Raw genomic sequence first — 23,755 nt, forward strand, 5'->3', positions numbered from 1 at the left:
AGCAATTGTTTTAAGCTTTGCACAGCAGCATTCATTGACATTTGACTCTCAACTTACGTAGGCGTAGCCCGCCGCAAGCATCGCAATTTATGAGCATTCATTCCGGTGAGGATACCAACTAGCAGCCAAGTGATGGCTAATCCCATGACTTCACCTAAGAATAACCGCATCAGGCGGTGTAATATCATCCCCACAACAGAACCCACGGGGACAGCAACAGCCCAACTTGCTGAAGAGACAAATATCCATCGCCAAGCCATTGGCTGGGGAATTGCCAGCCATTGTGCTAATCCAATCCCCAAGCCGCCAAGTGCCCCATAAATCGCTCCCGACAGGATTCTCATAGGAAGAATCTGAGTGCTGGGTACAATCCAACCTACCGCACCAATACCGAGGGCGGTGATTATACTCCAACCCAAAAGACTTGACAAAATCCACCTGATGCAGAATACAGGTTCTTTGAGAAGACAACCTTGAGAAAGTGCGATCGCAATTGAGCCGATAGCCGCTTCTACCACCCCAATATCTGGCTTTTCGCCAATTTCAACAAAGAGTAAACTCAATAAAAAACCGCCACAAGTAGCGAGAGTCCACAGCAATGTAAAGCTAAATCTAGTATTTTCCGGCGCGAATGGCATTGAAGTACTGGGGACTGGGGACTGGGGAATGGGGAATGGGGACTGGGGACTGGGGACTGGGGACTGGGGACTGACAAATGACAAAATCAAAGTTTCTTTGGTTTTAATAGTCTGACAGTTTTAGTGTTAAACATCTCAAAAAAAGCTTTGCGTCGCTGTTGGGGTGATTCCGGTACAATGTAACCCCAGAGACTCTCCCAGTAAAAAAAGGAGATACCATCAAAATTGCGATCGCGCACAGCTTGAACTTGTTCTCTAACTTGTGCCATTTTCACTGGATTCCGTACCGTTCCCGTTGATATCCCAATTTCTACAGGAATTAGACTTTGAGCCAATTTCACAGATGGTTGTTCTAAGTGAGCAATAAAAGAGGTTTGATCGTTTCGATAAACCTGCAAAATTAACTCATTAACTAAACCTTTTTTTACCCAATTCTCCCAGTCTTGCAAATAGTATTTGTACGCAAAAGCTTGATAGTTGGGAGATAGAGATATTCTCACCTTGGGTTTTACCGCCTTCACAGCTTGATAGATTTCTGCCATAAAATCAGTAATTTTGTCTGCCCGCCAACGCATCCATTCTGAGTTAAAAGGGTCGATAGGGGGACTTTTGCCCTTATGCTCTTGCTGGTAGAGTTCAATAGTGAAGCGATCGTAACCAAACTGTACTGGCATTCCAAAATGATCGTCAATCTGAATACCATCCACATCATAATTCCTGACTACTTCCAAAATTAGCCCTTGCATAAACTCTTGCACTTGCGGATGTAGGGGATTCAACCAAGCCAGTTTACTTACTAAACTATTATCAATTTCTTCCGGTGGTGCATCTGGGATAGACTTTATACCTTCTTGCCCAATTGTTAACCAGTCAGGATAACGCCTTGCTAATTGTGAATAATGCGGTGTCATAAACCCGTATTCAAACCAAGGAATGACTCTCAAATTTTTATTTTTAGCAAGCGTCACTATCTTTGTTAAAACATCCTGTCCACCGTGCATGAACTTGAGAAAAGGTTGAGTATCTGAGCCTGTAGTCATTTCAGCTACAGCACTTTTATAAAAAGTATGTCCTCGGTTCCAAACCACAGGATAAATTGTATTAAATTTGAGAGTTGATAATTGGTTTATAGCACGATTAATACCCCAAGGTATAAATAGCACACCACTAGCAACATTAGTGAGCCAAACGCCGCGAATTTCTGTAGTGAAATGACTTATTTTTTGGGAATAAACTGGGCGTGAAGAGACTGAAGAGACTGTTAAAATTACTACTAAACCCAAACACATTAAGTAAGAAACACAACGGCGAGCAACCCGATTCATTTGTAAGCATGACCTAGTGCGATCGGAATATATATAACTACAAAATAAAGTTATAATCCTCCGGGTTATGTAAACAAATGATGATTTTATGCCGAGGTGTAAATTAATAAATGTGCCTTAACAGACAATTCTCGCTATTTTTAATTTTGGAAAATATAAGAGTTCATCTCGTTCCCATTTTAAGACTGCGAACAAGATGAACTTGGCGGCAATTAAAATCTTTCCACACCTTCAAATTGCTTGATAGCTGATGCATTTGCTGCTTCACCACAAGTCCGTGGTGTAGGGAATATCTTTTCAGGATTTGCTAACCCTTTAGGATTAAAAACTTGCCGCACCCATTGCATAGTTTCTAAATCAACTTGGCTAAACATCTGTGGCATATAGCACTTTTTCTCTGCACCAATACCATGTTCACCAGAAATACTGCCACCAACTTGGACACAAAGCTTCAGAATTTTTCCACCCATTTCTTCTACTTGTTCCAATTCTCCAGGCACAGAATTATCATAAAGAATTAGCGGATGAAGATTGCCATCGCCAGCATGAAAAACATTAGCAACACGATAACCATATTGTTCACTTAATGCCTCAATTTCATGCAAAACATAAGGTAATTGAGTCCGGGGAATTACACCATCTTGCACATAATAATCTGGACTTAAATGCCCAGCCGCAGCAAAAGCAGCTTTACGTCCTTTCCATAATTTTAATCGGGTTTCTGGGTCACTAGCAGAAGTAACATTACGTGCCCCATTCTTTTTACAAATTTCAGTAACTCGCTGCTTATTTCCTGCCACTTCCACTTCTAAACCATCAATTTCTATTAGTAAAATAGCAGTAGCATCGCGGGGATAACAATTTGTGGCGACAACATCTTCAACTGCATTGATGCTAAAGTTATCCATCATTTCCATACCACCGGGAATAATTCCAGCGCTGATGATGTCAGAAACAGTTGCTCCGGCAGCTTCAATACTGGTAAAGTCTGCCAACAGCACACAAATTGATTCTGCACTTTTGAGAATTCGCAAAGTAATTTCTGTAGCAATTCCTAAAGTGCCTTCAGAACCAACAAATACACCTGTTAAATCATAACCAGGTATTTCGGGGATTTGTCCGCCTAAATCGACAATTTCGCCTTCTGGCGTGACAATTTTTAATCCTAAAACGTGGTTAGTCGTTACACCATATTTGAGACAATGTACGCCACCAGAATTTTCAGCAATGTTGCCTCCAATAGAGCAGATAATTTGACTAGATGGGTCAGGAGCGTAGTAAAATCCAGCACCACAAACAGCTTGTGTTACCCAACTATTAATCACTCCTGGTTGAACAATTGCGCGTTGATTTTCCAAATCAATACTGATAATTTGCCGCATTAAGGAAGTGACAATTAAAACAGAGTCTTCTACTGGTAAAGCACCGCCAGATAGACCAGTACCAGAACCGCGTGCTATGAAAGGGATAGAGTACTGGTTGCATATTTTTACAACTTCTGCAACTTGTTCTGTAGTTCTGGGTAACACCACCACAGCAGGACGTTGGCGATAGCCAGTCAAACCATCGCATTCATAGGTGATGAGTTCTTCACGGCGTTGCACCACGCCATTTTTGCCAAGGACAGCCTCGAATGCTTTGAGAATGGGTTTCCAGTTGCGTTGCTTTTTATCTTGGATAAGCATAGGTTTTTACATTTAAAGGTAGATGTTGCAGGCTGGTTGATATAGCTGTAATTACTATTGTTGCAAGAATAGCAGCTAAGAGTGAGTAAAAGGTAATAGTCTACACGTTTAATGTTAAGTGCGATCGCATAATTTAAGTATGGAACAGCATGGGTTCTCCATTTCATCAAATAACACCAAGTTATCTGCCTTATTTATCCCTCCAATATTCTTTTACTTCAGTTCCATCCTTAAACCAATTACTAGCAGATAGGCTACGGGCAATGGGTTTCTATCCCGACACTTTTTAAGACACTCGCTGTAAAGATGCAAAGTTTTTTGCGTCTTTGCATGATCAAATAAATCTCACTAATTACTAGAATTAATAAACTTATTTATTCGCTGCCAAACATTATCTAATAAATCAGGATCGTTCGCATCAAACCATTCAATTTGGGGATATCCTCGAAACCAAGTACGTTGTCGCTTGGCAAATTGTCGTGTATGCAAAACTGTTAATTCTTTCGCTTCATCTAAGGAAATATCCCCAACTAAATATTGCTTGATTTCCTGATAGCCCAAAGTATTCAACAAAGACAAATCAGCGCCATATTTTTGACAAAGATATTCCACCTCAGCAACTAAACCATCTGCTATCATTTGCTCAGTACGCTGTTTAATCCGATTTCCCAACATTTCAACATTGCAATCCAAACCAATTTGTAAAATCGGATAATTCGGTGGATTCTCCCCTTGTTGTTCTGAAATGGGATATCCAGTAACATAATATACCTCTAAGGCTCTCAAGGTTCGCACTGAATCATTAGCATGAATCTTTTGTGCCGCAACGGAGTCAACTTGTTGTAACATGGCGTAGAGTTGTAGTTGACCAAGAGATTCAAGTTGCGATCGCAATTCCATTTGTGGTGCAACTCTCGGAATCTTCATCCCCTGGACAATGGAACGGATATATAAACCAGTGCCACCAACTAGCAAAAGTGGTGTAACATCAACAGAAGCAATTAAGGCTTGTGTTTGTTCCTGGTAGTCTGCTACTGTCATCGTGTCTGTGGGATCGCAGATATCTATTAAATAGTGTGGCACTAATTTTTGTTGTGCCAGAGTTGGTTTAGCCGTTCCAATATCAAATTCACGGTAAACTTGACGAGAATCGGCACTAAGAATTACAGAACCCAACTGCATCGCCAAAGCTAAAGCCAAACCAGATTTACCCGTTGCCGTCGCCCCACAAATCACAATTAATTTAGTCATTAGTCATTAGTCATTAGTCATTAGTCATTGGTCATCAGTTTTCTTTCCTTGCTCCTTTGCCCCTATTCCACGGTAGTGCAACCCTAGTATAAACTTCTCTTGAAAATGCCCTACAGACGCTAGCAAGGCTTTTGTGCTACAATTTTGGAGTGTTTTTGCTTTTATTTATTTTTAGGCGAGTTTAACCCCACGCATCAGGAGAGTTTACATGACGAGCAGTTACAGTGCCGATCAGATTCAAGTTCTGGAAGGTCTGGAAGCCGTCCGCAAAAGACCAGGAATGTACATCGGTACCACTGGGCCGCGAGGACTCCACCATTTAGTTTACGAGGTGGTGGACAATTCAATCGATGAGGCTTTGGCGGGTCATTGCACTCATATAGAGGTGGATATCAACGCTGATGGTTCCGTCACTGTAACAGATGATGGTCGCGGTATTCCCGTTGATACTCACTCGCGCACCGGAAAATCAGCTTTGGAAACCGTGATGACGGTACTGCACGCTGGTGGTAAGTTTGGCGGCGGTGGCTATAAGGTTTCTGGAGGATTACACGGGGTTGGTATTTCTGTTGTTAATGCCCTATCTGAGGTTGTAGAAGTTACAGTTTGGCGAGATAAAAAGGTTCATCTCCAACGCTACGAACGCGGTATCCCAGTTACTGAACTTCAAACAAAGGCTTACAAAGAAGCTAGAACTGGAACTTCTGTCACCTTCAAGCCAGATACCCAAATCTTTACAACTAGCATTGAGTTTGATTACATCACTTTATCAGGTCGCCTACGGGAATTAGCATATCTAAATGCAGGTGTCAAAATTACCTTTACTGACCACCGTCTGGAATTACTCAAAAGTGACACACCGAAGGTAGAAACCTACAATTACAAGGGTGGCATTAAAGAATATATCGCCTACATGAACCGCGAGAAGCAGCCTCTGCATGAAGAAATTATCTATGTGCAGGGGGAACGAAACAATGTTCAAGTAGAAGTTTCTTTGCAATGGTGTACTGATGCTTATACGGATAATGTACTGGGTTTTGCCAACAATATTCGCACCGTGGATGGTGGTACGCACTTAGAAGGGTTGAAAGCGGTTCTAACTCGGACATTAAATGCGATCGCTCGTAAGCGCAATAAAATTAAAGAGAATGAAACTAACCTCAGTGGCGAACACGTCCGTGAAGGTTTGACTGCGGTAATTTCCGTTAAAGTCCCAGATCCAGAATTTGAAGGACAAACCAAAACCAAACTTGGTAACACCGAGGTTCGCGGTATTGTCGATTCTCTGGTGGGAGAAGTCCTAACTGAGTATCTAGAATTTCATCCGGCGATCGCAGATTCAATTTTAGATAAAGCTATCCAAGCTTTCAAAGCCGCAGAAGCAGCGCGTCATGCGCGGGAATTAGTTCGGCGCAAATCAGTACTAGAATCTTCGCCATTACCTGGTAAATTGGCAGATTGTAGTTCTCGCGATCCTAGCGAATCTGAAATATTCATCGTGGAAGGAGACTCAGCCGGCGGGAGTGCAAAACAAGGACGCGATCGCCGCACTCAAGCTATCTTGCCTCTCCGTGGTAAAATTCTTAACATTGAAAAAACCGATGACGCTAAAATTTATAAAAATAACGAAGTTCAATCGTTAATTACAGCCCTCGGTTTAGGTGTCAAAGGTGATGAATTCGATTCTAACCAACTGCGCTATCACCGCGTAGTCATTATGACGGATGCTGACGTAGATGGAGCGCACATCCGGACTTTGTTGTTAACATTCTTCTACCGATATCAGCGATCGCTCATTGAACAAGGCTTTATTTATATTGCTTGTCCCCCACTGTTTAAAGTAGAACGGGGACGTAATCATGAATACTGCTATAGCGATCGCGAAAAAAATCAAGCGATCGCCAAATTCCCCGCTAACGCCAACTACACCATCCAACGCTTCAAAGGTTTGGGTGAAATGATGCCACAACAACTCTGGGACACTACAATGAACCCAGAAACCCGCAAAATGAAGCAAGTCGAAATTGAGGACGCTGCCGAAGCCGATCGCATCTTCACAATTTTAATGGGCGATCGGGTCGCACCCAGACGAGAATTCATCGAAACTTATGGTTCTAAACTCAACTTCACCGATTTAGATATTTAATATCAATTCCCTAACACTACTTGAATAATTTGTAACATTGGTAATGAGCGATCCGTTTTCACCCATTACCTTTTTTATGTCCGAAATTGCTATAAAAATACTTCTTTTGGCTGATGACAAACTAAAAAATCTTTAAATATTGTATCCACTCTGCGGTTTATTGTTCCCTAACTCTTAGGTAAATTCTAAGTTAGTGGAAAATCATATAATTTGCTTATTGTCAATATTTTACAAAAATTCAATATTTAAGTGTTAGTAAAACTACCAATTTTATTGGAAAGTTAGTCAAGACAAAACTCTTTGCACTGACTAGTACAGTTCGCTAAAAATCAGCTACCCATTTCAAATGTCTAAAACCCTTACACAATAGTAATTACGAATTATCGAACGCGCAGCGTTTTATAGAGAAGCAGTACTAACTAATTAATTTTGTCTCCCAACTAGAAACACATTTGTTATCCTTTAATAAAATAACTGAATATCATCTATCAAACAGCAATTAATAGGTATCTTGAGGATTTCTCATCATAAGATGACAGAAACTTACCGAAATAAAAGTATTTAAATTTACAATTCTTTTACGCAAAAAAGCTTTGTAACTAAAATCATTAGGTAATCTTCTTGATTCTCTCGGTTTGGGGTAATGGCTACTGAAAGCACACACCATCTGGCTGAAAACTTGTTAATATCTTCATATACTGCCGTGGCGATCGCTATTGTATCGTATGTATCTAATGAACTTTTGCCTAAAATAGGACTATACTAGCGAGTTCACAGGACAAATTGTTTTTGAATTGATTAAAATATCCTTGTATACAATAAGAAGAGTTTGTCAAGTTTCATAGGGCTGAAATCGCCACAGTGCGCTAACGTGTGAATAAGGCTGAATTAGTTAAACCTAAATTGATCTACTATCAGGTCAATTCTGCCAAAGCCTCAACTCCTCAGTTAAGGTAATTAGTAAGCAGACGGTTAACTCCTTCAAGGCAAGCACCACCACCCTGGTTGTATTTACCCAATCGAAAGACTAGCTTTAATCTCAGGAATGCGTAATTTATGAAGGAAATGTAAAAATGGGTAGATTAAGACTTCTCATCTGAGTTAACATAAAATGCACTTTTTCTAAGTAGTTATTGTTGTGTAAAATACATAGAACCAGGCAGGAGCAAGCATACTTACCTTGTAATGTAATAAGAGCGTCACTACAATTCCGAAAAGTTGAGAAAAATTTAAGGGTATAACTCCCGTTTTTAATGTCTTTTTGGTAATAGTGGCTAACAATTGCTGTGAGAGTTCATGATTAATACACAAAAAGAGTGCAATTTCTGTGAAACAGGCTACAATCGGAAGAGTCTTTATAGGAAAATCTGCCAACAGTCTGAACTCATTAGTATAGAGTGGCAAATTTTTTTCGAAAGACGAGTATTTTTTTTGACCAGTTAGTTGAAAGCAGTATGTGATAGCAACACATATAACATTTACTAAGGTGAGCAAATCACTTTTATAGATGGCTTAAACTAAACTAAAAAACCTCCAACAGGAGGTGTAAAATGTCCGAAAATATTTCTGGCAAATCTGCCAAAAAACTTATTTTCGGTTGACAATTAGCTCGTTTAAAAGAGCAGTAAACACATCTTGAGTAATTGATTCTGCAAGGAGCATGAGGAACGCGGCATGAACCAGGCTAACAACGTACTCGAAAGCATATATCAGCCTGACCTAGAAATAATGAATCAGCCTGAGCTCGAGTTAGAAGAACTCTTAATAGATGATGAAGAGGACTTGCTTATCATCGATGAAGGTGACGATGAATTTTTAGAGCCTCAGACTGATGAGGACGACGCAAAGTCTGGAAAAGCCGCTAAATCGCGTCGTCGGACACAAAGCAAGAAAAAGCATTATACAGAAGATTCCATTCGGCTTTACTTGCAAGAAATTGGTAGAATTCGGCTGTTGCGGGCAGACGAAGAAATCGAATTGGCGCGGAAAATCGCCGATTTGCTGGAATTAGAGAGAGTGCGGGAAAGACTCTCAGAACAATTGGATCGCGATCCTCGAGATAGTGAATGGGCAGAAGCAGTCCAACTGCCCTTACCAGCTTTTCGTTATCGCTTGCATGTTGGTCGCAGAGCGAAAGATAAGATGGTGCAATCTAACCTCCGTCTTGTGGTTTCAATTGCCAAGAAGTACATGAATCGTGGTTTGTCGTTCCAAGACTTAATTCAGGAAGGCAGTCTCGGTTTGATTCGTGCCGCTGAAAAGTTTGACCACGAAAAAGGCTATAAGTTCTCCACTTATGCTACATGGTGGATTCGTCAAGCAATTACCCGCGCGATCGCAGACCAATCCCGCACAATTCGTCTTCCGGTTCACCTTTACGAAACCATCTCTCGGATTAAGAAAACTACCAAGTTACTATCTCAAGAAATGGGTCGTAAACCAACCGAAGAAGAAATCGCTACTCGGATGGAAATGACCATTGAGAAATTGCGGTTTATTGCTAAATCTGCCCAGTTACCTATTTCATTAGAAACGCCTATTGGTAAAGAAGAAGATTCTCGGTTGGGCGATTTTATTGAATCTGATGGTGAAACACCAGAAGACCAAGTTTCCAAAAATCTTCTGCGCGAAGACTTGGAAAAAGTCCTCGACAGCCTCAGCCCCCGTGAACGCGATGTCCTCAGACTGCGTTACGGTTTGGATGATGGTCGGATGAAGACCCTTGAGGAAATCGGACAGATTTTCAACGTTACCCGCGAACGGATTCGTCAAATTGAGGCGAAGGCACTTCGTAAGTTACGCCATCCAAATCGTAACAGCGTTCTCAAGGAATATATTCGGTAGTTATTAATCATTAGTCATTAGTCATAAGTAAATAAACAAATGACGACTGACAAATGACAAACAAATAAAAAACCTGGTAGTGAATTAGCACTCCAGGTTTTTTTATTTATAGGTCATCTTAGATATTAAAACTTATAGGATGCCCCAAAAATGTAGGAAGCCTTGACCAGAAAAAACTTCAACCAAAATAGCTGCTGAAAAGCCAATCATTGCCAAACGACCGTTCCAAACTTCTGCTTGTGGGGTAAAGCCCCAGCGCCAAGCGTTGCGATCTTCAATTACAGGAGTAGTTACTTTTGTTGTGCTTACGTTTGTCATGGTTCTGACTCCAAACTTAATTTTTAAGGTTTATTGCCTTATGTAAACTAATATAACAAATATTTTTAGAAAAGCAACAGATTTTATACTTTTATTTCCATACCTTGACATAAATGGATATAGCTATTTATACATATTAAAACATCAACCTTCAGTGAGATTTACTGAGGTAGAAGAAATGTTATCCAGATTTTTAGCCTTATAAACAATATAAATTTATTGAAACTATTATCAAATAGTTTCTGTGAATTGCCTTATTTGGATAGATGTTATTATTTTAAATTAAAAGTATATTGATAATTTAAGTCAGTAGTAGACAATTTCCATTTCTTTTGAAGTCAAGATAAAACCAAACTTCTCATACATAGGTTTACCATCGTCAGTGGCGTGAAGCTAGAGGCGTTTTGCTTCAGCTGCTCTCACAATGTTGTAGCGATTCCCAGTCTTCGCCACATCGGAATTGTATACATATTCATAACATAGGCTTCTAAGCCTGAGAGATTGCCGTTGTAAAGGGGTCGTTGAAAAAATACTAAGCCGCTAGTAGCGACAACTTGACTATCTACTTCAGCTACCCAAGCTAAAAACTCACCTGATGGCATTTTTTTGCCAAGATATTTTCGAGTTGCTTCTGCTAGATTTGCGGTGTCAGAGTCACCTTTAATTTCGCTAACTTCCCGCAGGAGTTCGAGACGCAGTTGGATTAGCGCCTCTAAATCCTGCAAGTTGGCTTGTCGCAAGTTGAAAATCACTCTGATTTACGATCGCACTTCGGCAACAGTAATGATTTTTTCATCGCGGTTGAGTTGGAGAATGCTTTCACCTTTGACATCTCTACCCAAAATCGGCACTGTTTCCACAGGTATCCGCACCACCCGCTCTTTATTCGTTACTAAAGCGACCTCAGCAGATGCGTTGGCGTAGCCCGCCGTTCGCGTAGCGTCTCCAAGAGTTGGCATCGCTATGACCATACCAGCTAAATTATCAGTTTTGCTGGCAAATTTCAGCGCTTGCGTCCCCAAATCGCCGCGATTAGCCGCTCTTAACTGACTTGCGGGCATCCGCTTGGCATATCCTTCTTGAGTAACTAGCAGTAGTTGGTCATCTTTGCCGACAGTGACACAGCCAACCATTTGCTGATTTTTCAATAATCGAAATGCTTGTAAACCCATTGCTGTGCGACCCATGATCGGTAATTGTTCATCATTGGCTGCAAAACGCAACACTCGTCCACCGGAACTAGCTAAAATCAGATGCGCCCCTGGATTGGTGAATTGAGTAAATGACAATTCATCATCGTCTTTGAGCTTCAAAATCGTGATTCCGCGTCGCGTCAAGTTTGTGAATTCTCCCAGAGACAGACGCTTAATTCTTCCTTGTTTCGTCAAAAGAATCATCTGCTGAGTTTCGAGATTTTCCGGCAGCAAAAAGCGGCTAACCACAGCTTCCTGAGCGCCTTGAGCAGTATTACTGAGCATCGTAATCAAAGGTTTTCCCCGTGGAGAACGCCCAGTCGTTGGCGGAATTTCTCCCACATTCACAGGGTAGACTTTGCCGCCACCAGTTAGGATTAGTAAATCTTTTTGGGTGTCAGTCAACACAGTTTGGATAATGAAGTCATTATCATGCAGACCATTTTCAGTTTTTGACTTTCTCCCAGATGGTTGGGTGCGACGGACATAACCCCGTTGGGTAAATTCTAAAATCGCTTCTTCTGCCGGTTCAGAAGACTTCAGATTTTCCTCTTCCTCCTCTGCTCCTCTGCTCCTCTGCTCCTCTGCCTTAGACTTTTGCTCCTCTCCGATTTTTGTCCGTCGGGGATCGCTGTATTTGCGCTTGAGCGATCGCAATTCTTTTTTCAGCGCCTTGAGTAATTCGCGGCGATCGTTGAGTAATTGTTCTAGTGAACTAATTTGTTGGCTAACCTGCTCAAATTCTTGCTGCAAATTTTGCTGTTCTAAACTGGTGAGGCGACGCAACGGCATAGCCAAAATTGCATCTCCTTGCACCTCACTCAAATCTAGTTGGCTACAAAGATTTATTTTTGCCGTACTTCCATCGGGAGCTTGCCGTAAAATTTCAATTACTCGATCCAAATTAGATAGGGCTTTGAGTAAACCTTCTACCAAATGCACGCGACTTTGAGCTTTCCCTAACTCGTAATTGTAGCGACGGTTCAGCGTCTCTTCGCGGAAACTCAAAAACTCCTGCAACAGTTGACGCAAACTTAACTGGCGGGGTTGTCCATTGACGATCGCTAAGAGAATTGCCCCAAAGGTCATTTGCAAAGCAGTTTGGTGATACAAATGCTGGAGAACTTCTTGGGGATTGGTATCACGCTTGAGTTCAATTACGACTCGCATCCCTTCGCGATCGCTCTCATCCCGAAGATCGGAAATTCCTTGCAAACGTCCTTGATTTACTAAGTCCGCTACCTTCTCAATCCAGGCGGCCTTATTCACTTGGTAAGGCAATTCTGTAATGATAATTGCTGTCCGTCGCTTGCTTCCTCTAGCAGCTGGAATTTCCTCCAGAGTTGCAACTCCCCGCAGCAAAATTCCACCTTTACCTGTGGTGTATGCTTCCCGAATTCCAGTCTCACCAATTATTTCTCCACCAGTGGGAAAGTCTGGCCCTGGAATTAACTCGAATAATTTTTCATCTGGTAAATCTGGGTTGTCGATTAAAGCGATTAACCCATCCACAATTTCCCCTAAGTTGTGCGGTGGAACATTCGTCGCCATTCCCACCGCAATCCCAGAACAGCCATTGAGCAACAGAAAGGGCAATTGAGCGGGTAACACCGTTGGTTCTTGCTGGGAATTATCGAAGTTCCCAACAAATTCCACCGTTTCTTCACCAATTTCTGTCAGCATTCCCTCATGACTGATGGGTGCGAGGCGCGTTTCTGTATAACGCATCGCTGCTGGCGGGTCATTATCGACGCTGCCAAAATTACCGTGTCCTGCTAGCAAAGGATAGCGGCTAGAAAAATCCTGCACTAGCCTGACTAAAGCATCGTAAACTGATTGGTCGCCGTGGGGATGGTATTTACCCAACACATCACCCACTACACGGGCACATTTTCGATAGGGTCTATCTGGTACTAGACCGAGTTCGTGCATTGCATACAAAATACGGCGATGCACTGGTTTTAAGCCATCACGCACGTCTGGTAGCGCTCGCCCGACAATCACGCTCATGGCATATTCAAGATAAGACCGTTGCATCTCGGTGTGCAGGGCTGTTGGAATTACCTGTCCCGTTGAGAGAAGGTTTAACTGTTTTGCCATGAGTTTTTTCCCTGAAATTTAACTACACAAAAGCTGGCGGAACTCAATATTGCAGCAACCACAGCATAACGGATGAAGTGGGATTCCTAACAAAATATTGATAGTCATAAAAGAAAAAGCAGTAGTATCATCCTTGATGACAAGGATGTACATAGACTATTAAAAAGGGAACGGATAGCAAGTGGCTGTTTTAATAGAATGATAATCTGCTGCACACTTAATTTGTATAGACTCCATAGCCAGGATAGTTCCCATGACTGCATTTTCTCGTTTTTAACTTTGAATTGCCTAAGCTCCTTATCCTTACATCTACCTCTATTACTAAAATTCTCATGAAAACTGTTTTAATTGTCGAAGACGATCTAATTAATGCCCGCGTTTTTTCCAAGATTTTGTCCAAGCGTGGCGGCTTAGGAGTGAAACATACTGAAAATGTTGAAGAAGTAATAAAAATTGCCCAATCAGGAGAAGCCGACCTAATTTTGATGGATGTTTCTCTGTCGAGAAGTGTTTACCAAGGTAAATCTGTTGATGGAATCAAGATTACACAAATGTTAAAATCCGATCCAAAAACAGCAAATTTACCTGTAATTTTGGTGACAGCACATGCTATGGAAGGCGATCGCGAGAATTTTCTTAAGCAAAGCGGTGCTGATGGCTACATTTCTAAGCCAGTTGTTGACCATCAACAGTTTGTTGACCAAATCATTGCACTTCTACCCACAGACAACTAGTGAGAATTGACGACTGATTTCAGGAATAATCGCCCGCAAAGGTTTTTGGGCGACTATTTCCCGTCTTTAGTTAGTATAGGTGTACTACGAAAAGGTACTGTTAAGCAAGGGGTAATAGGAAAGTCATGAGTTATGAGTTGAAATATTTAACAGACGCGATTAATCGCGTCTGTTGGGGAACTCCAAAAAATAAATTATCCCAATTTCCAGACTTAACACGATCGTTCCTCCCCCAGCTAAGAGCGGCCTGCCCCCCTACCTACAAAGCAATGGGATATTTTTTTAGTTGGAAGTCCCTTGATTATTGCGTAGGCTGTTGTTTGGGGGCTGATGATGAGTTTTCTCGTTGCTGTAGGGCTGCTTGAATACGGGGTAATTCTAAGAATTTTTTCGTATCAGACAGTAGGCGATCGCCCCAGAGGTTTTCTTTGAGAAAATTCAAATTAGCATAGCGCTGATCGATGCGGAGTGCGGCTTCTCCTAAGCTTAATCCTTGTTGGCGATCGCCTTTAGTGTACAGTGCCACTGCCAAAGCCAACAAAGGTTCTGCGGCTTGTTTATCAAGGGTTACAGCAGATTGCCATCGCTTAATCGCTTCGGGAATATTACCCTGTTCGTAGTTGATTAAGCCAATGTTGTTAAGCGCTGGCCAGAATTTTTTATCTTGAGAGACTGCTTTGTCGTACTGTGCGATCGCATCTGGCAATCGACCCAGCAGAAAGTAAGCATTACCCAAGTCAAATAACCCTTCTGGATCGTTGGGTTTTAACTTCAAACCGTCTTGGTAATTGACAACAGCTGCTTGGTAATTTTTCTGCTGAAAATTAGCTGAACCCAAAGCAAACAAAATATCACCATTTTTGGGGTTGAGAGATTGCGCTTTTTTCAAACTAGCGATCGCCCCGTCAAACTCTTTGGTCTGTAGTTGCAATCCACCTAAGAGCAACCACACTTTATCATTCTTCGGAGCCAGTTGACTAGCCAGACGCGCTCGTGGCAAAGCTAATTCAACCTGTTGAAACTGAGCTAGTTGAGCCGCCTCTTGTGCCAAACTCAACCCCTGCTTCTCTAACTTTGTCCCATCTAGTTGCAGTGTATGGGGTATTAATGCCTGCGCGTTAGCGGCTTTTGGCATACTCCACAAACTACAGACCATTAGAAAAGAAATCAAACGAACATGTTTAGGCACATTACCGCCTTTAAGCCACTAATCAAAGAATCTTTCAGCTAGCTTAAACGATCTCCGCTCTTGACGGTAGCAAAATCTTACGTCATTAGCTCTTGACATCCCTATGCTGAAGCAATATATTAATAAGTAATTACTCACTTATTTATGGCTCGCATACCCAAAATCACCAATCAGCAAATATTAGAAGCGGCTCGTCAAGTTTTCCTGCAACATGGATTTGGTGCTTCAACCTTAGAAATTGCTCAACAGGCTGGTATTTCTGAAGCTTCAATTTTCAAGCGATTCTCAACGAAAGAAGAATTATTTTTTGCGGCGATGGGAATTCCAGAAAAACCCCTGTGGGTGAACGAGTTGGAATCTCTTTGTGGCAAAGGCAATCTTAAAGAAAATCTAATCAATATTTGCTTCAAAATAATGGAATTCTATAGCGAGGTGCTGCCTCAGATTATGATGCTGCGATCGCGAGGCAATGCGCTTCCAGAACCTGGAGGTAAAGAACCAGGGCCCATACGAGATGTCAAAGCACTGACCGCTTTCCTACAGTATGAAATAAACCAAAATCGCCTTCGCCCTTGCAATCCCCAGACAGTCGCTCATATTTTACTCGGATCGCTGATGAACTACGTTTTCTTAGAACAAATTTCGTCTCAAGCCATTATAGAAACGGCCAATTTACCAATAGGAATTTACTTAAATTCTGAAGTTCGTGCCATACAAGTATCAGCATTTATCCAAAGTTTTGTGGATATTGTCTGGCAAGGAATTGCACCAATGCAGAATTAAGGGACTTCCAAATAAAAAAATATTCCAAAACTGACGCAAAAATCCTCTTAATCTCTCTTCTCTCTGTGTTCTCTGCGTCTCTGTGGTTCGTTTTTTGGAATAATTTATTCCTTGGAAATTCCTAAATTTAATATTTTCATTCATCTCCTATTCCCCATTAAAAAAACTGATGACTTTGGTCATACATAAGTCTGGAATTACTTATGACTTTGGTCATACATTGGTTTAAAGTTTTTGAACGATAATTGTTATGTATGAATTTATACGATGAGGTAAATATCAAACACCTTGAAACCAAAACAAAAGCAACTATCCAAGATTGCTGAATTTGAACTTAAGCAAAATAGAACTTTAATCTAAATAAGGATTTAATTCCATGTTGAAACCAAACCGTATATCGATAGTATTAGCTGCTGCTACCCTGATAATTGTTCCCACTCTGTTGACTGCCCCTGCAAGTGCCCAAACGAAAGCCTACTCTGTTGCTCAGAACAATCAAGATCGCGATCGTGACGGCAGACGCGACTATAGACAAGATGGAAACCCTGGAAACAGAAGTAATTTGAACCGCGATCGCGACGGCAGACGCAACTATAGAGAAGATGGAAATGGAGACCGAAATAATTGGAACCGCAACGGCAGATCCTATCCTGGAGAAGTCAGAAACTCTAGAGATCGGGATAATTGGAACCGTGACAACCAATCCTATAGCAGAGTAGTCAGACTTGGTAATGGTGATATCAGATATCCCAATGGGCAAATTATTCCTGCTAGATCCATAGCCAGATTGCGTAATCAAGGTTACTTCAGACTTCCCAACGGAGATATTCTTCTTCCCAGTCAGGAAATTGTTCCTGCTGGAAGATTAGTAAGAGTTCGTGATGATTATTTCAGACTTCCTAGTGGGTTAGTACTGCAAATAAACCTTTAAAACACTCTTAACCCAAAAGAATTGTCAGTATAAAGGCTACCAGGTTATAGTTTTATCCTTGAACAACCAGCTTGGTAGCCGTTCCTTATAGACAAAATGGACATGAAAATTGATACACCAAATACCGTAGATTCATCAGTTTCGCTTCCAGAGATCAAGAAAAAAAAGAGCAGACGAAATTGGCTCTCTTGGCTAATTGCTTTTTGCCTTTTGGGGGGAATTGGCTATGCAGTTTATTATCAAGTAGCCGTTGTTTCCCAGCAACAAGCCAGCCGTCGGGTGCTGACAAGACCTGTACAAAGGCAGAGTTTAACAATCACAGTTTCAGCGAACGGAACGGTGAAGCCTGAGCGATCGATTAATCTCAGCCCGAAAAATTCCGGCATTTTAAAAACACTGCTGGCGAAAGAAGGAGATATCGTCAAACAAGGACAGATTGTCGCTTACATGGATGATTCCAATCTGCGGGGGCAACTTACCTCTGCTCAAGGACAATTGGCACAAGCCGAGGCGAATTTGCAAAAAGCGATCGCAGGTAATCGTCCTCAAGATATTGCTCAAGCCCAAGGAGTATTAGACGAAGCTGAGGCGAATCTGCAAAAGGTACAAGCAGGTAATCGCTCTCAAGATATTGGCCAAGCACAGGCACGTTTGCAAAGCGCTCAAGCCACCCTTCGCCAAGGAGAAGACGATTTGGTTCGCAATCAACAGCTTTACAATGCAGGCGGTATTTCCCTTCAGACTCTTAACCAAATCCGTGCCACTCGCGACAGCGCCCAAGCTAGTGTCAATGAAGCACAGCAAGCACTGGGATTACAAAAAGCTGGGTCACGTCCAGAAGACATTGAGCAAGCAAGAGCTGTGGTGAAGCAGAGACAGCAAGCTTTGGCACTTTTGAAAGCCGGAACGCGCCAAGAAGACATTAACGCAGCCCGCGCCCAGGTAACATCTGCTCGTGGTTCGCTGCAAAACATCCAAGCCGAAATCAATGACACGATCATTCGCGCCCCTTTTGATGGGGTGGTGACAAAGAAATTTGCCGATCCAGGTGCTTTCGTGACACCCACAACTGCTAGTAGTGAAGTAGCTTCTTCTTCTTCTTCTTCAATCTTGTCTCTAGCTTCAACAAATGAAGTTGTCGCAAATTTGGCGGAAACAAATATTTCCAAAATCAGCCTTGGTCAAAAAGTCTCGATTACAGCAGATGCCTACCCAGGAAAAACCTTTGAAGGTAAAGTCAGCCAAATCGCAGCCCAAGCAATAGTAGAGCAAAACGTCACCAGTTTTGAAGTCAGAGTATCACTTTCAGACCCTCAAAGACTACTGCGGTCTGGGATGAATGCAGAAGTAGATTTTCAAGTCGGTCAAGTTGAAAATGTTTTAGTAGTGCCAACAGCCTCAGTGGTGCGCCAACAAAATACCACAGGTGTGTATGTGGCTGGAGCAGATAACAAACCTGTGTTTACTCGCATAGAGACTGGCGTTACCGTGAATAACTTTACTGAAGTTAAGTCTGGATTGACAGGAAACGAGAGAGTATTACTCAGTTTCCCACCAGGATCGCGTCCGCAATCAACACCTCGTGGAGGAGTTTTCCCTGGTCTAGGAGGAGGCGGCGGAAGAGGAACTGGCGGCGGTGGCGGTCGTTCTGGCGGTCGTTCTGCTGGTGGTTCCCCTTAAAGTGAGTTTTTTAACAAACCGCATTCGCGCAGCGTCTCGTTAGAGAAGGACGCATAGAGGCGGAGCGGCTTCCCGCAGGGTAGGACACAAAGTGAAGAGAAGGAAGAAATGAGTTTTAAATAAAAGCTTATGTTTAAGATATTTAAGGGCTTTTACAAAGCTAAGAAGACCCGCACAGTACCGTTCCTAGAAATCTTGACAATGGCGGCAGAGACTCTGTGGAGTAACAAATTACGCACAGGTCTAACTATGTTGGGGGTGATTATTGGGATTTCCTCAGTCATTGCCATTACTTCTGTCGGTCAGGGAGTGCAAAAAGGGGTTGAGCAACAGATCCAAGCATTGGGTACAGATGTGATCCAAATCTTAGCGGGTGCTGCAAGAAGCGGAAATGTCCGTCAAGGAGTAGGTTCTAGCAGCACCTTGACTTGGGAAGATGCAAAGGCGATCGCTACACAAGCGCCATCAGCACAGATGGTTTCTGCTTATCTGCAACGGACTGCTCAAGTTGTATATGCAGGACAAAACACCTCAACAACTATCTATGGCACAGATTTAAATTACCCAGAAGTCAGAAATACTCACCCCCAACAAGGGAGATATTTTACTCAAGAAGAACTAGATACTGCTGCACAGGTAGCTATTCTTGGCCCTACAGTCCAAAGCACACTCTTTGGACAGGGTGTAAATCCGATCGGCGAGAAAATTCGCATTCAGGGAGAGGCTTATGGAGTGATTGGGGTGATGGAAGCTAAAGGTTCTCAAGGGCCGATGGATCGAGATGACCAGGTTTTCATTCCTCTAACTAGTATGTCGAAGAGACTGGTTGGTAACAATGCTCTGGTAGGCGTTTCTGTAAATGGAATTTTAGTCAAAGGCGCTAATCAGGAGCAATTAGAAGCGGCTCAGTTTCAAGTTACCAATCTCTTACGGCTGCGTCACAACATTTTTCCACCGCAAGCTGATGATTTTCGGCTGACCAATCAAGCTGATATTGTTAGCACCTTTACTAGTGTTGTGGGTTTATTTACAGTCATGGTGGTAGCGATCGCCGGAATTTCGTTAGTGGTTGGTGGAATTGGAATTGCTAACATTATGCTGGTGTCTGTAGTTGAGCGGACGCGAGAAATTGGGATTCGCAAAGCCGTAGGAGCAACTAATTCGGCAATTCTCAATCAATTTTTAGCCGAAGCGATCGTGATTTCCATTGTCGGCGGAGGTATTGGGATGGCAACTGGCGTTTTATTAGCTTTTGTAGCTTCAAGCATTTTCAAATTTCCGTTTGTAATTTCTTTCTTGTCGATCGTTGCTGGCTTTGGACTCTCATTGAGCGTTGGCTTACTCGCTGGGGTAATTCCAGCACGGAATGCATCTAAATTAGATCCAATCACTGCTTTACGTAGTGATTAGATAATTCGTAATGGGCTAACGCCTCGCTACGCTAACGTAATTCGTAATTCGTAATTTGTAATTAATATGCCAACCATGATTTGGATGGAATCTATTACTAAAACTTACTACTTGGGAGAAGTTAGTGTTCCAATACTTAAAGGAATTGAACTCTCCATCGAGGAAGGGGAATATGTCTCAATTATGGGTGCATCAGGTTCGGGAAAATCCACACTTATGAATATTTTGGGATGTCTGGATCGTCCCACAACTGGAGACTATATCTTTGAAGGGAGAAACCTGACGACTTTTGATGATGATGAATTAGCGTATATCCGCAACCAAAGGATAGGTTTTGTTTTCCAACAATTTAACCTATTGGCGCGAGCAACAGCGCTAGAAAACGTCATGTTACCAATGGTTTACGCTAATTTACCCAAGCCAAAACGTCGTGAAAGGGCATTAGAAGCCCTGGAAAAAGTAGGATTACAGGGACGCATATCTAACCGTCCTAGTCAACTGTCTGGGGGACAACAACAACGGGTAGCGATCGCTCGCGCCTTGGTCAACCGACCTGCATTAGTTTTAGCAGATGAGCCAACAGGAGCTTTAGATACTGAAACTTCTCATGAGGTGATGAATTTGTTGACTGAACTTAATAACCAAGGGATCACAATTGTGATTGTCACTCATGAACCAGATATTGCTGCTCAAACCAAAAGGATTATTCGAGTTCAGGATGGCTTGATTGTAGGCTAATTTGTTAATATCAACCCTTAGAGAGGAAATTTAAAATTTAAATCTCTGTAGGTCAATCAAAATGAAAACTTTTGATTGTATCCTCAAAGAAACCTAATTAATGACTACATGTATTTATGAATCTTAGCTTATTGTTTGTGCATTCTACCTGGGTTAGCATAGCGTTGGGGATTCTTTTTCCAACTTTAGCAAGTGCAGCAACTCCCCCAAAACCGCAGAATTCCTCAAACTCAGTACAGGTTCCCGATTACCTCAATCCTAATCCCAATCCTCTCCAATTCCCTACCAAACCGGAGGAAGTAAGGATTCAGGGAACCGTACCAATCAGTTTGGCACAAGCTTTGGAACTAGCACAACGGAACAATCGAGATTTACAAGTAGCTATATTGCAGCTAGAACGCAGTCGCTCATCTGTACGTGCATCTCAAGCTGCCTTATATCCAACTTTAGGAATCAACAGTAGTGTGACTAACAGTGGTAATGGTTTTACTAACAATTCATCTCAAAGCAGCACCTCTTTTAATGGTTCAGCACAACTGAATTACGATGTCTATACTTCCGGTAATCGACAAGCAACAATCCAAGCAGCTGAAGAACAATTACGTGTGGATGAATTTAATGTTGAAAGTCAGTCTTTGACAATTAAGTTGAATGCCACAACTCAATACTACGATTTGCAACAAGCGGATGAACAAGTAAGAATTAATCGGTCTGCTGTGGAAAATGCCCAGGCTAGTTTGCGGGATACTCAAGCCAGAGAACAGGCTGGAGTAGGTACGCGGTTCGATGTGTTGCAAGCTCAGGTTAATTTAGCAAACGCTCAACAACAACTGACTAATGCTATCTCACAGCAGCAAATTTCCCGTCGTCAGCTTGCTACCTTGTTAAGCTTGTCGCAGTCAGTTGATATCAGTGCCGCAGATCCTGTACAATTAGCGGGTCTTTGGGAGCAGACAGTAGAACAAACTATTGTCCAAGCATTTCAAAATCGTCCAGAATTGCCACAATTTTTAGCACAACGTAATATTGCCGAGCAACAGCGTCGGCAGGCACTTTCTCAGCTAGGACCGCAAATTAGTTTGGCAGCCAGTTACAACCTGCTAGATCGGTATAATGATGGTGTCAGTATTACTGATGGCTATTCAGTAGGACTCCAAGGAAATCTTACTTTGTTTGATGGGGGAGCCGCAAAAGCAAAAGCAGCCCAGTCGAGAGCTGATATTGCGATCGCAGAGACTCAATTTGCTAGCCAGCGCGACCAAATTCGCTTTAATGTAGAACAGTTCTATTCTCAATTACAATCCAATTTAAAGAATGTGCAAACTGCCGGTGTGGCTTTAAATCAAGCCAGGGAAGCTCTGAATTTAGCAAGGCTGAGGTTCCAAGCTGGTGTGGGCACTCAAACAGAGGTGATTGCTGCTGAAAATGACTTGACAACAGCAGAAGGTAATCGAGTTACAGCTATTTTGGATTACAATCGCGCTTTAGCTAATTTGCAAACTTTAGTTACTTCTAGGGCTTCGCGCTAAGGTCATATCATTATTAAGGGCTTTCACGCTTCCAAGAAAAAAATTGGCTACTTATGATTATCAGTTAGAAGTATAGCCTTCCGATTTGAGTTGGAGAAAATATCCGTAGCATGTGTTAGCACGGAGAGTACGGCATCAAACCCTTGATATATAGTGCATTACGAACTCCGTTCTAAGACAACGCCAGTTGGTACAACGGAGGGAACATCCCTTCGGGAAAACCAGTCGCCTAGGTTGGGAAACCCGCATACAGTGCTGGATTAACCCCAACGCACTGGCTCCTCTACAATACCTAATTTCGTTCAAAAATCAAATAGTAATCCGATAGTAACGGTTGATGTTGAAGAAAGTCCGATTGAACGTCTTAAAAAAAGTTTTACAGTAGGAAAAATAAACAGCATATACCAGAGGCGGAGCGTGTCTAGCTCCGCTTAAGTTACAAGTTGTAGCACAAGCGAATGGGAAAATCATCTGTACTGATCGCGGTAATGCTAAAACTTGAGGAATGAGTGTATTCTAGAAACTGCATATCTGATGCTAATTTCATCAGTGTATTGTGGATTAATTGGGATTTCTTTGAAGGATTTTAATACAATTACAGCCCGATAAAGCTTAGAGTATTTATATTGCTTTTCTTGGATATCAAAACGCAAAATACTTTCTAGTGGATATTCAATAACTTGGTTGCCACGCAGACTTTTACGTTCGATAAATAGCCGATCGATACTCTTATAGAAAGTGCAGATAGTTACAGGTGAGGTTCCAAAATAAGCTGCGATCGCCATAATAATTAATATAAATAAAACTAAGAAAAACAGATAATCTCTCTGATTCTGCTGCACTAATAGGGAAGTTTGCCCAGAGTTGATAAAATCGTTGATTTTAAAGGTAACTTCCTGATTATCTTGATAGCTAACATAAGATAAAAGAGCAAATTCTCCAAATGGAGTCGCAATAATAACTTGATAAGTTTTCCCTCCTTTGCTACCAGTCCTTGTAAGAATGTATGCTTCCTGGGGATCAAACATTTTGAATTTCTTCATACTTCCCAACAAAGTGAACCGCTTCAATTCACAATTAATTTGGGTTGGCGAAAGGCGATCGCAAGTTATTTTAACTGAAGCAGACTCAAAAAATAAGCAGTAAATCAAAAAGCTGAAACAAATAGCAAAAATGCACCACCCGATAAACCAATATCTGAGTGGTTTATGCTTTAGCCGCAATCGTGTACGAGTTTCCTCTACAATTTTCATCAGTGCTT

18 protein-coding genes are annotated in these 23,755 nt (G+C 41.9%); 9 read left to right on the top strand and 9 right to left on the bottom strand.

Annotated features, from left to right (window positions below; genetic code table 11):
- Nucleotides 1-53: 53 nt before the first annotated feature.
- The 4 genes from V7K42_RS20680 to miaA form a co-directional block, all read right to left on the bottom strand.
- Nucleotides 54-638: a hypothetical protein gene (locus V7K42_RS20680; RefSeq protein WP_334919232.1), complete on the bottom strand. Its 585-nt coding sequence runs from the start codon at nt 636-638 to the stop codon at nt 54-56.
- An 86-nt stretch (nt 639-724) separates the two neighbouring features.
- A complete protein-coding gene (locus V7K42_RS20685; protein ID WP_334919233.1) occupies nt 725-1,963 on the bottom strand; it encodes a glycoside hydrolase family 10 protein in 1,239 nt (412 codons plus the stop codon).
- 212 nt (nt 1,964-2,175) lie between these two features.
- Nucleotides 2,176-3,648 (bottom strand): glycolate oxidase subunit GlcD, encoded by a 1,473-nt coding sequence (glcD, locus tag V7K42_RS20690; protein ID WP_334919234.1) that lies wholly within the window; start codon nt 3,646-3,648, stop codon nt 2,176-2,178.
- Nucleotides 3,649-3,996: 348 nt separating this feature from the next.
- A complete protein-coding gene (miaA, locus tag V7K42_RS20695) occupies nt 3,997-4,899 on the bottom strand; it encodes a tRNA (adenosine(37)-N6)-dimethylallyltransferase MiaA (RefSeq protein ID WP_334919235.1) in 903 nt (300 codons plus the stop codon).
- A gap of 208 nt (nt 4,900-5,107) precedes the next feature.
- Here miaA and gyrB point away from each other — a divergent pair, with 208 nt between their 5' ends.
- The gene (gyrB, locus tag V7K42_RS20700; RefSeq protein WP_334919236.1) at nt 5,108-7,045 is read left to right on the top strand and encodes a DNA topoisomerase (ATP-hydrolyzing) subunit B; all 1,938 of its coding nucleotides are present in this window, start codon (nt 5,108-5,110) and stop codon (nt 7,043-7,045) included.
- Between the two features lie 1,674 nt (nt 7,046-8,719).
- A complete protein-coding gene (rpoD, locus tag V7K42_RS20705) occupies nt 8,720-9,889 on the top strand; it encodes an RNA polymerase sigma factor RpoD (protein ID WP_094346204.1) in 1,170 nt (389 codons plus the stop codon).
- A 132-nt stretch (nt 9,890-10,021) separates the two neighbouring features.
- On the opposite strand, the gene V7K42_RS20710 is transcribed toward rpoD, so the two are convergent.
- From V7K42_RS20710 to gyrA, 3 genes are all read right to left on the bottom strand, one after another.
- Nucleotides 10,022-10,207: a chlorophyll a/b-binding protein gene (locus V7K42_RS20710; RefSeq protein ID WP_094332805.1), complete on the bottom strand. Its 186-nt coding sequence runs from the start codon at nt 10,205-10,207 to the stop codon at nt 10,022-10,024.
- Nucleotides 10,208-10,626: 419 nt separating this feature from the next.
- Nucleotides 10,627-10,959 (bottom strand): GNAT family N-acetyltransferase, encoded by a 333-nt coding sequence (locus V7K42_RS20715; RefSeq protein WP_334919237.1) that lies wholly within the window; start codon nt 10,957-10,959, stop codon nt 10,627-10,629.
- Between the two features lie 6 nt (nt 10,960-10,965).
- On the bottom strand, nt 10,966-13,500 hold the full coding sequence (gene gyrA / locus V7K42_RS20720) for a DNA gyrase subunit A (RefSeq protein ID WP_334919238.1): 2,535 nt from the start codon (nt 13,498-13,500) through the stop codon (nt 10,966-10,968).
- Nucleotides 13,501-13,832: 332 nt separating this feature from the next.
- On the opposite strand from gyrA, the gene V7K42_RS20725 reads away from it, so the two are divergent.
- Nucleotides 13,833-14,234 carry a response regulator gene (locus V7K42_RS20725; RefSeq protein WP_334919239.1) on the top strand — a complete coding sequence of 134 codons (402 nt, stop codon included), beginning with the start codon at nt 13,833-13,835 and terminating at the stop codon, nt 14,232-14,234.
- 301 nt (nt 14,235-14,535) lie between these two features.
- On the opposite strand, the gene V7K42_RS20730 is transcribed toward V7K42_RS20725, so the two are convergent.
- Nucleotides 14,536-15,423, bottom strand: coding sequence for a tetratricopeptide repeat protein (locus V7K42_RS20730; RefSeq protein ID WP_094332809.1), 888 nt, complete (start codon nt 15,421-15,423; stop codon nt 14,536-14,538).
- Between the two features lie 144 nt (nt 15,424-15,567).
- Between V7K42_RS20730 and V7K42_RS20735 the strand changes: the two genes are divergently transcribed.
- From V7K42_RS20735 to V7K42_RS20760, 6 genes are all read left to right on the top strand, one after another.
- Nucleotides 15,568-16,206: a TetR/AcrR family transcriptional regulator gene (locus V7K42_RS20735; RefSeq protein ID WP_334919240.1), complete on the top strand. Its 639-nt coding sequence runs from the start codon at nt 15,568-15,570 to the stop codon at nt 16,204-16,206.
- Between the two features lie 376 nt (nt 16,207-16,582).
- Nucleotides 16,583-17,137 (top strand): hypothetical protein, encoded by a 555-nt coding sequence (locus tag V7K42_RS20740; RefSeq protein ID WP_334919241.1) that lies wholly within the window; start codon nt 16,583-16,585, stop codon nt 17,135-17,137.
- 102 nt (nt 17,138-17,239) lie between these two features.
- A complete protein-coding gene (locus tag V7K42_RS20745) occupies nt 17,240-18,817 on the top strand; it encodes an efflux RND transporter periplasmic adaptor subunit (protein WP_334919242.1) in 1,578 nt (525 codons plus the stop codon).
- A 129-nt stretch (nt 18,818-18,946) separates the two neighbouring features.
- Nucleotides 18,947-20,227, top strand: coding sequence for an ABC transporter permease (locus V7K42_RS20750; protein WP_442938605.1), 1,281 nt, complete (start codon nt 18,947-18,949; stop codon nt 20,225-20,227).
- 66 nt (nt 20,228-20,293) lie between these two features.
- A complete protein-coding gene (locus V7K42_RS20755) occupies nt 20,294-20,965 on the top strand; it encodes an ABC transporter ATP-binding protein (RefSeq protein ID WP_334714443.1) in 672 nt (223 codons plus the stop codon).
- A gap of 116 nt (nt 20,966-21,081) precedes the next feature.
- Nucleotides 21,082-22,494 carry a TolC family protein gene (locus V7K42_RS20760; RefSeq protein WP_334919243.1) on the top strand — a complete coding sequence of 471 codons (1,413 nt, stop codon included), beginning with the start codon at nt 21,082-21,084 and terminating at the stop codon, nt 22,492-22,494.
- Nucleotides 22,495-22,985: 491 nt separating this feature from the next.
- On the opposite strand, the gene V7K42_RS20765 is transcribed toward V7K42_RS20760, so the two are convergent.
- Entirely contained in the window at nt 22,986-23,747 is a 762-nt protein-coding gene (locus V7K42_RS20765) for a hypothetical protein (RefSeq protein WP_334919244.1), read from the bottom strand.
- Between the last annotated feature and the right edge of the window lie 8 nt (nt 23,748-23,755).

Source organism: Nostoc sp., from assembly GCF_036917455.1.
Lineage (GTDB): Bacteria > Cyanobacteriota > Cyanobacteriia > Cyanobacteriales > Nostocaceae > Nostoc.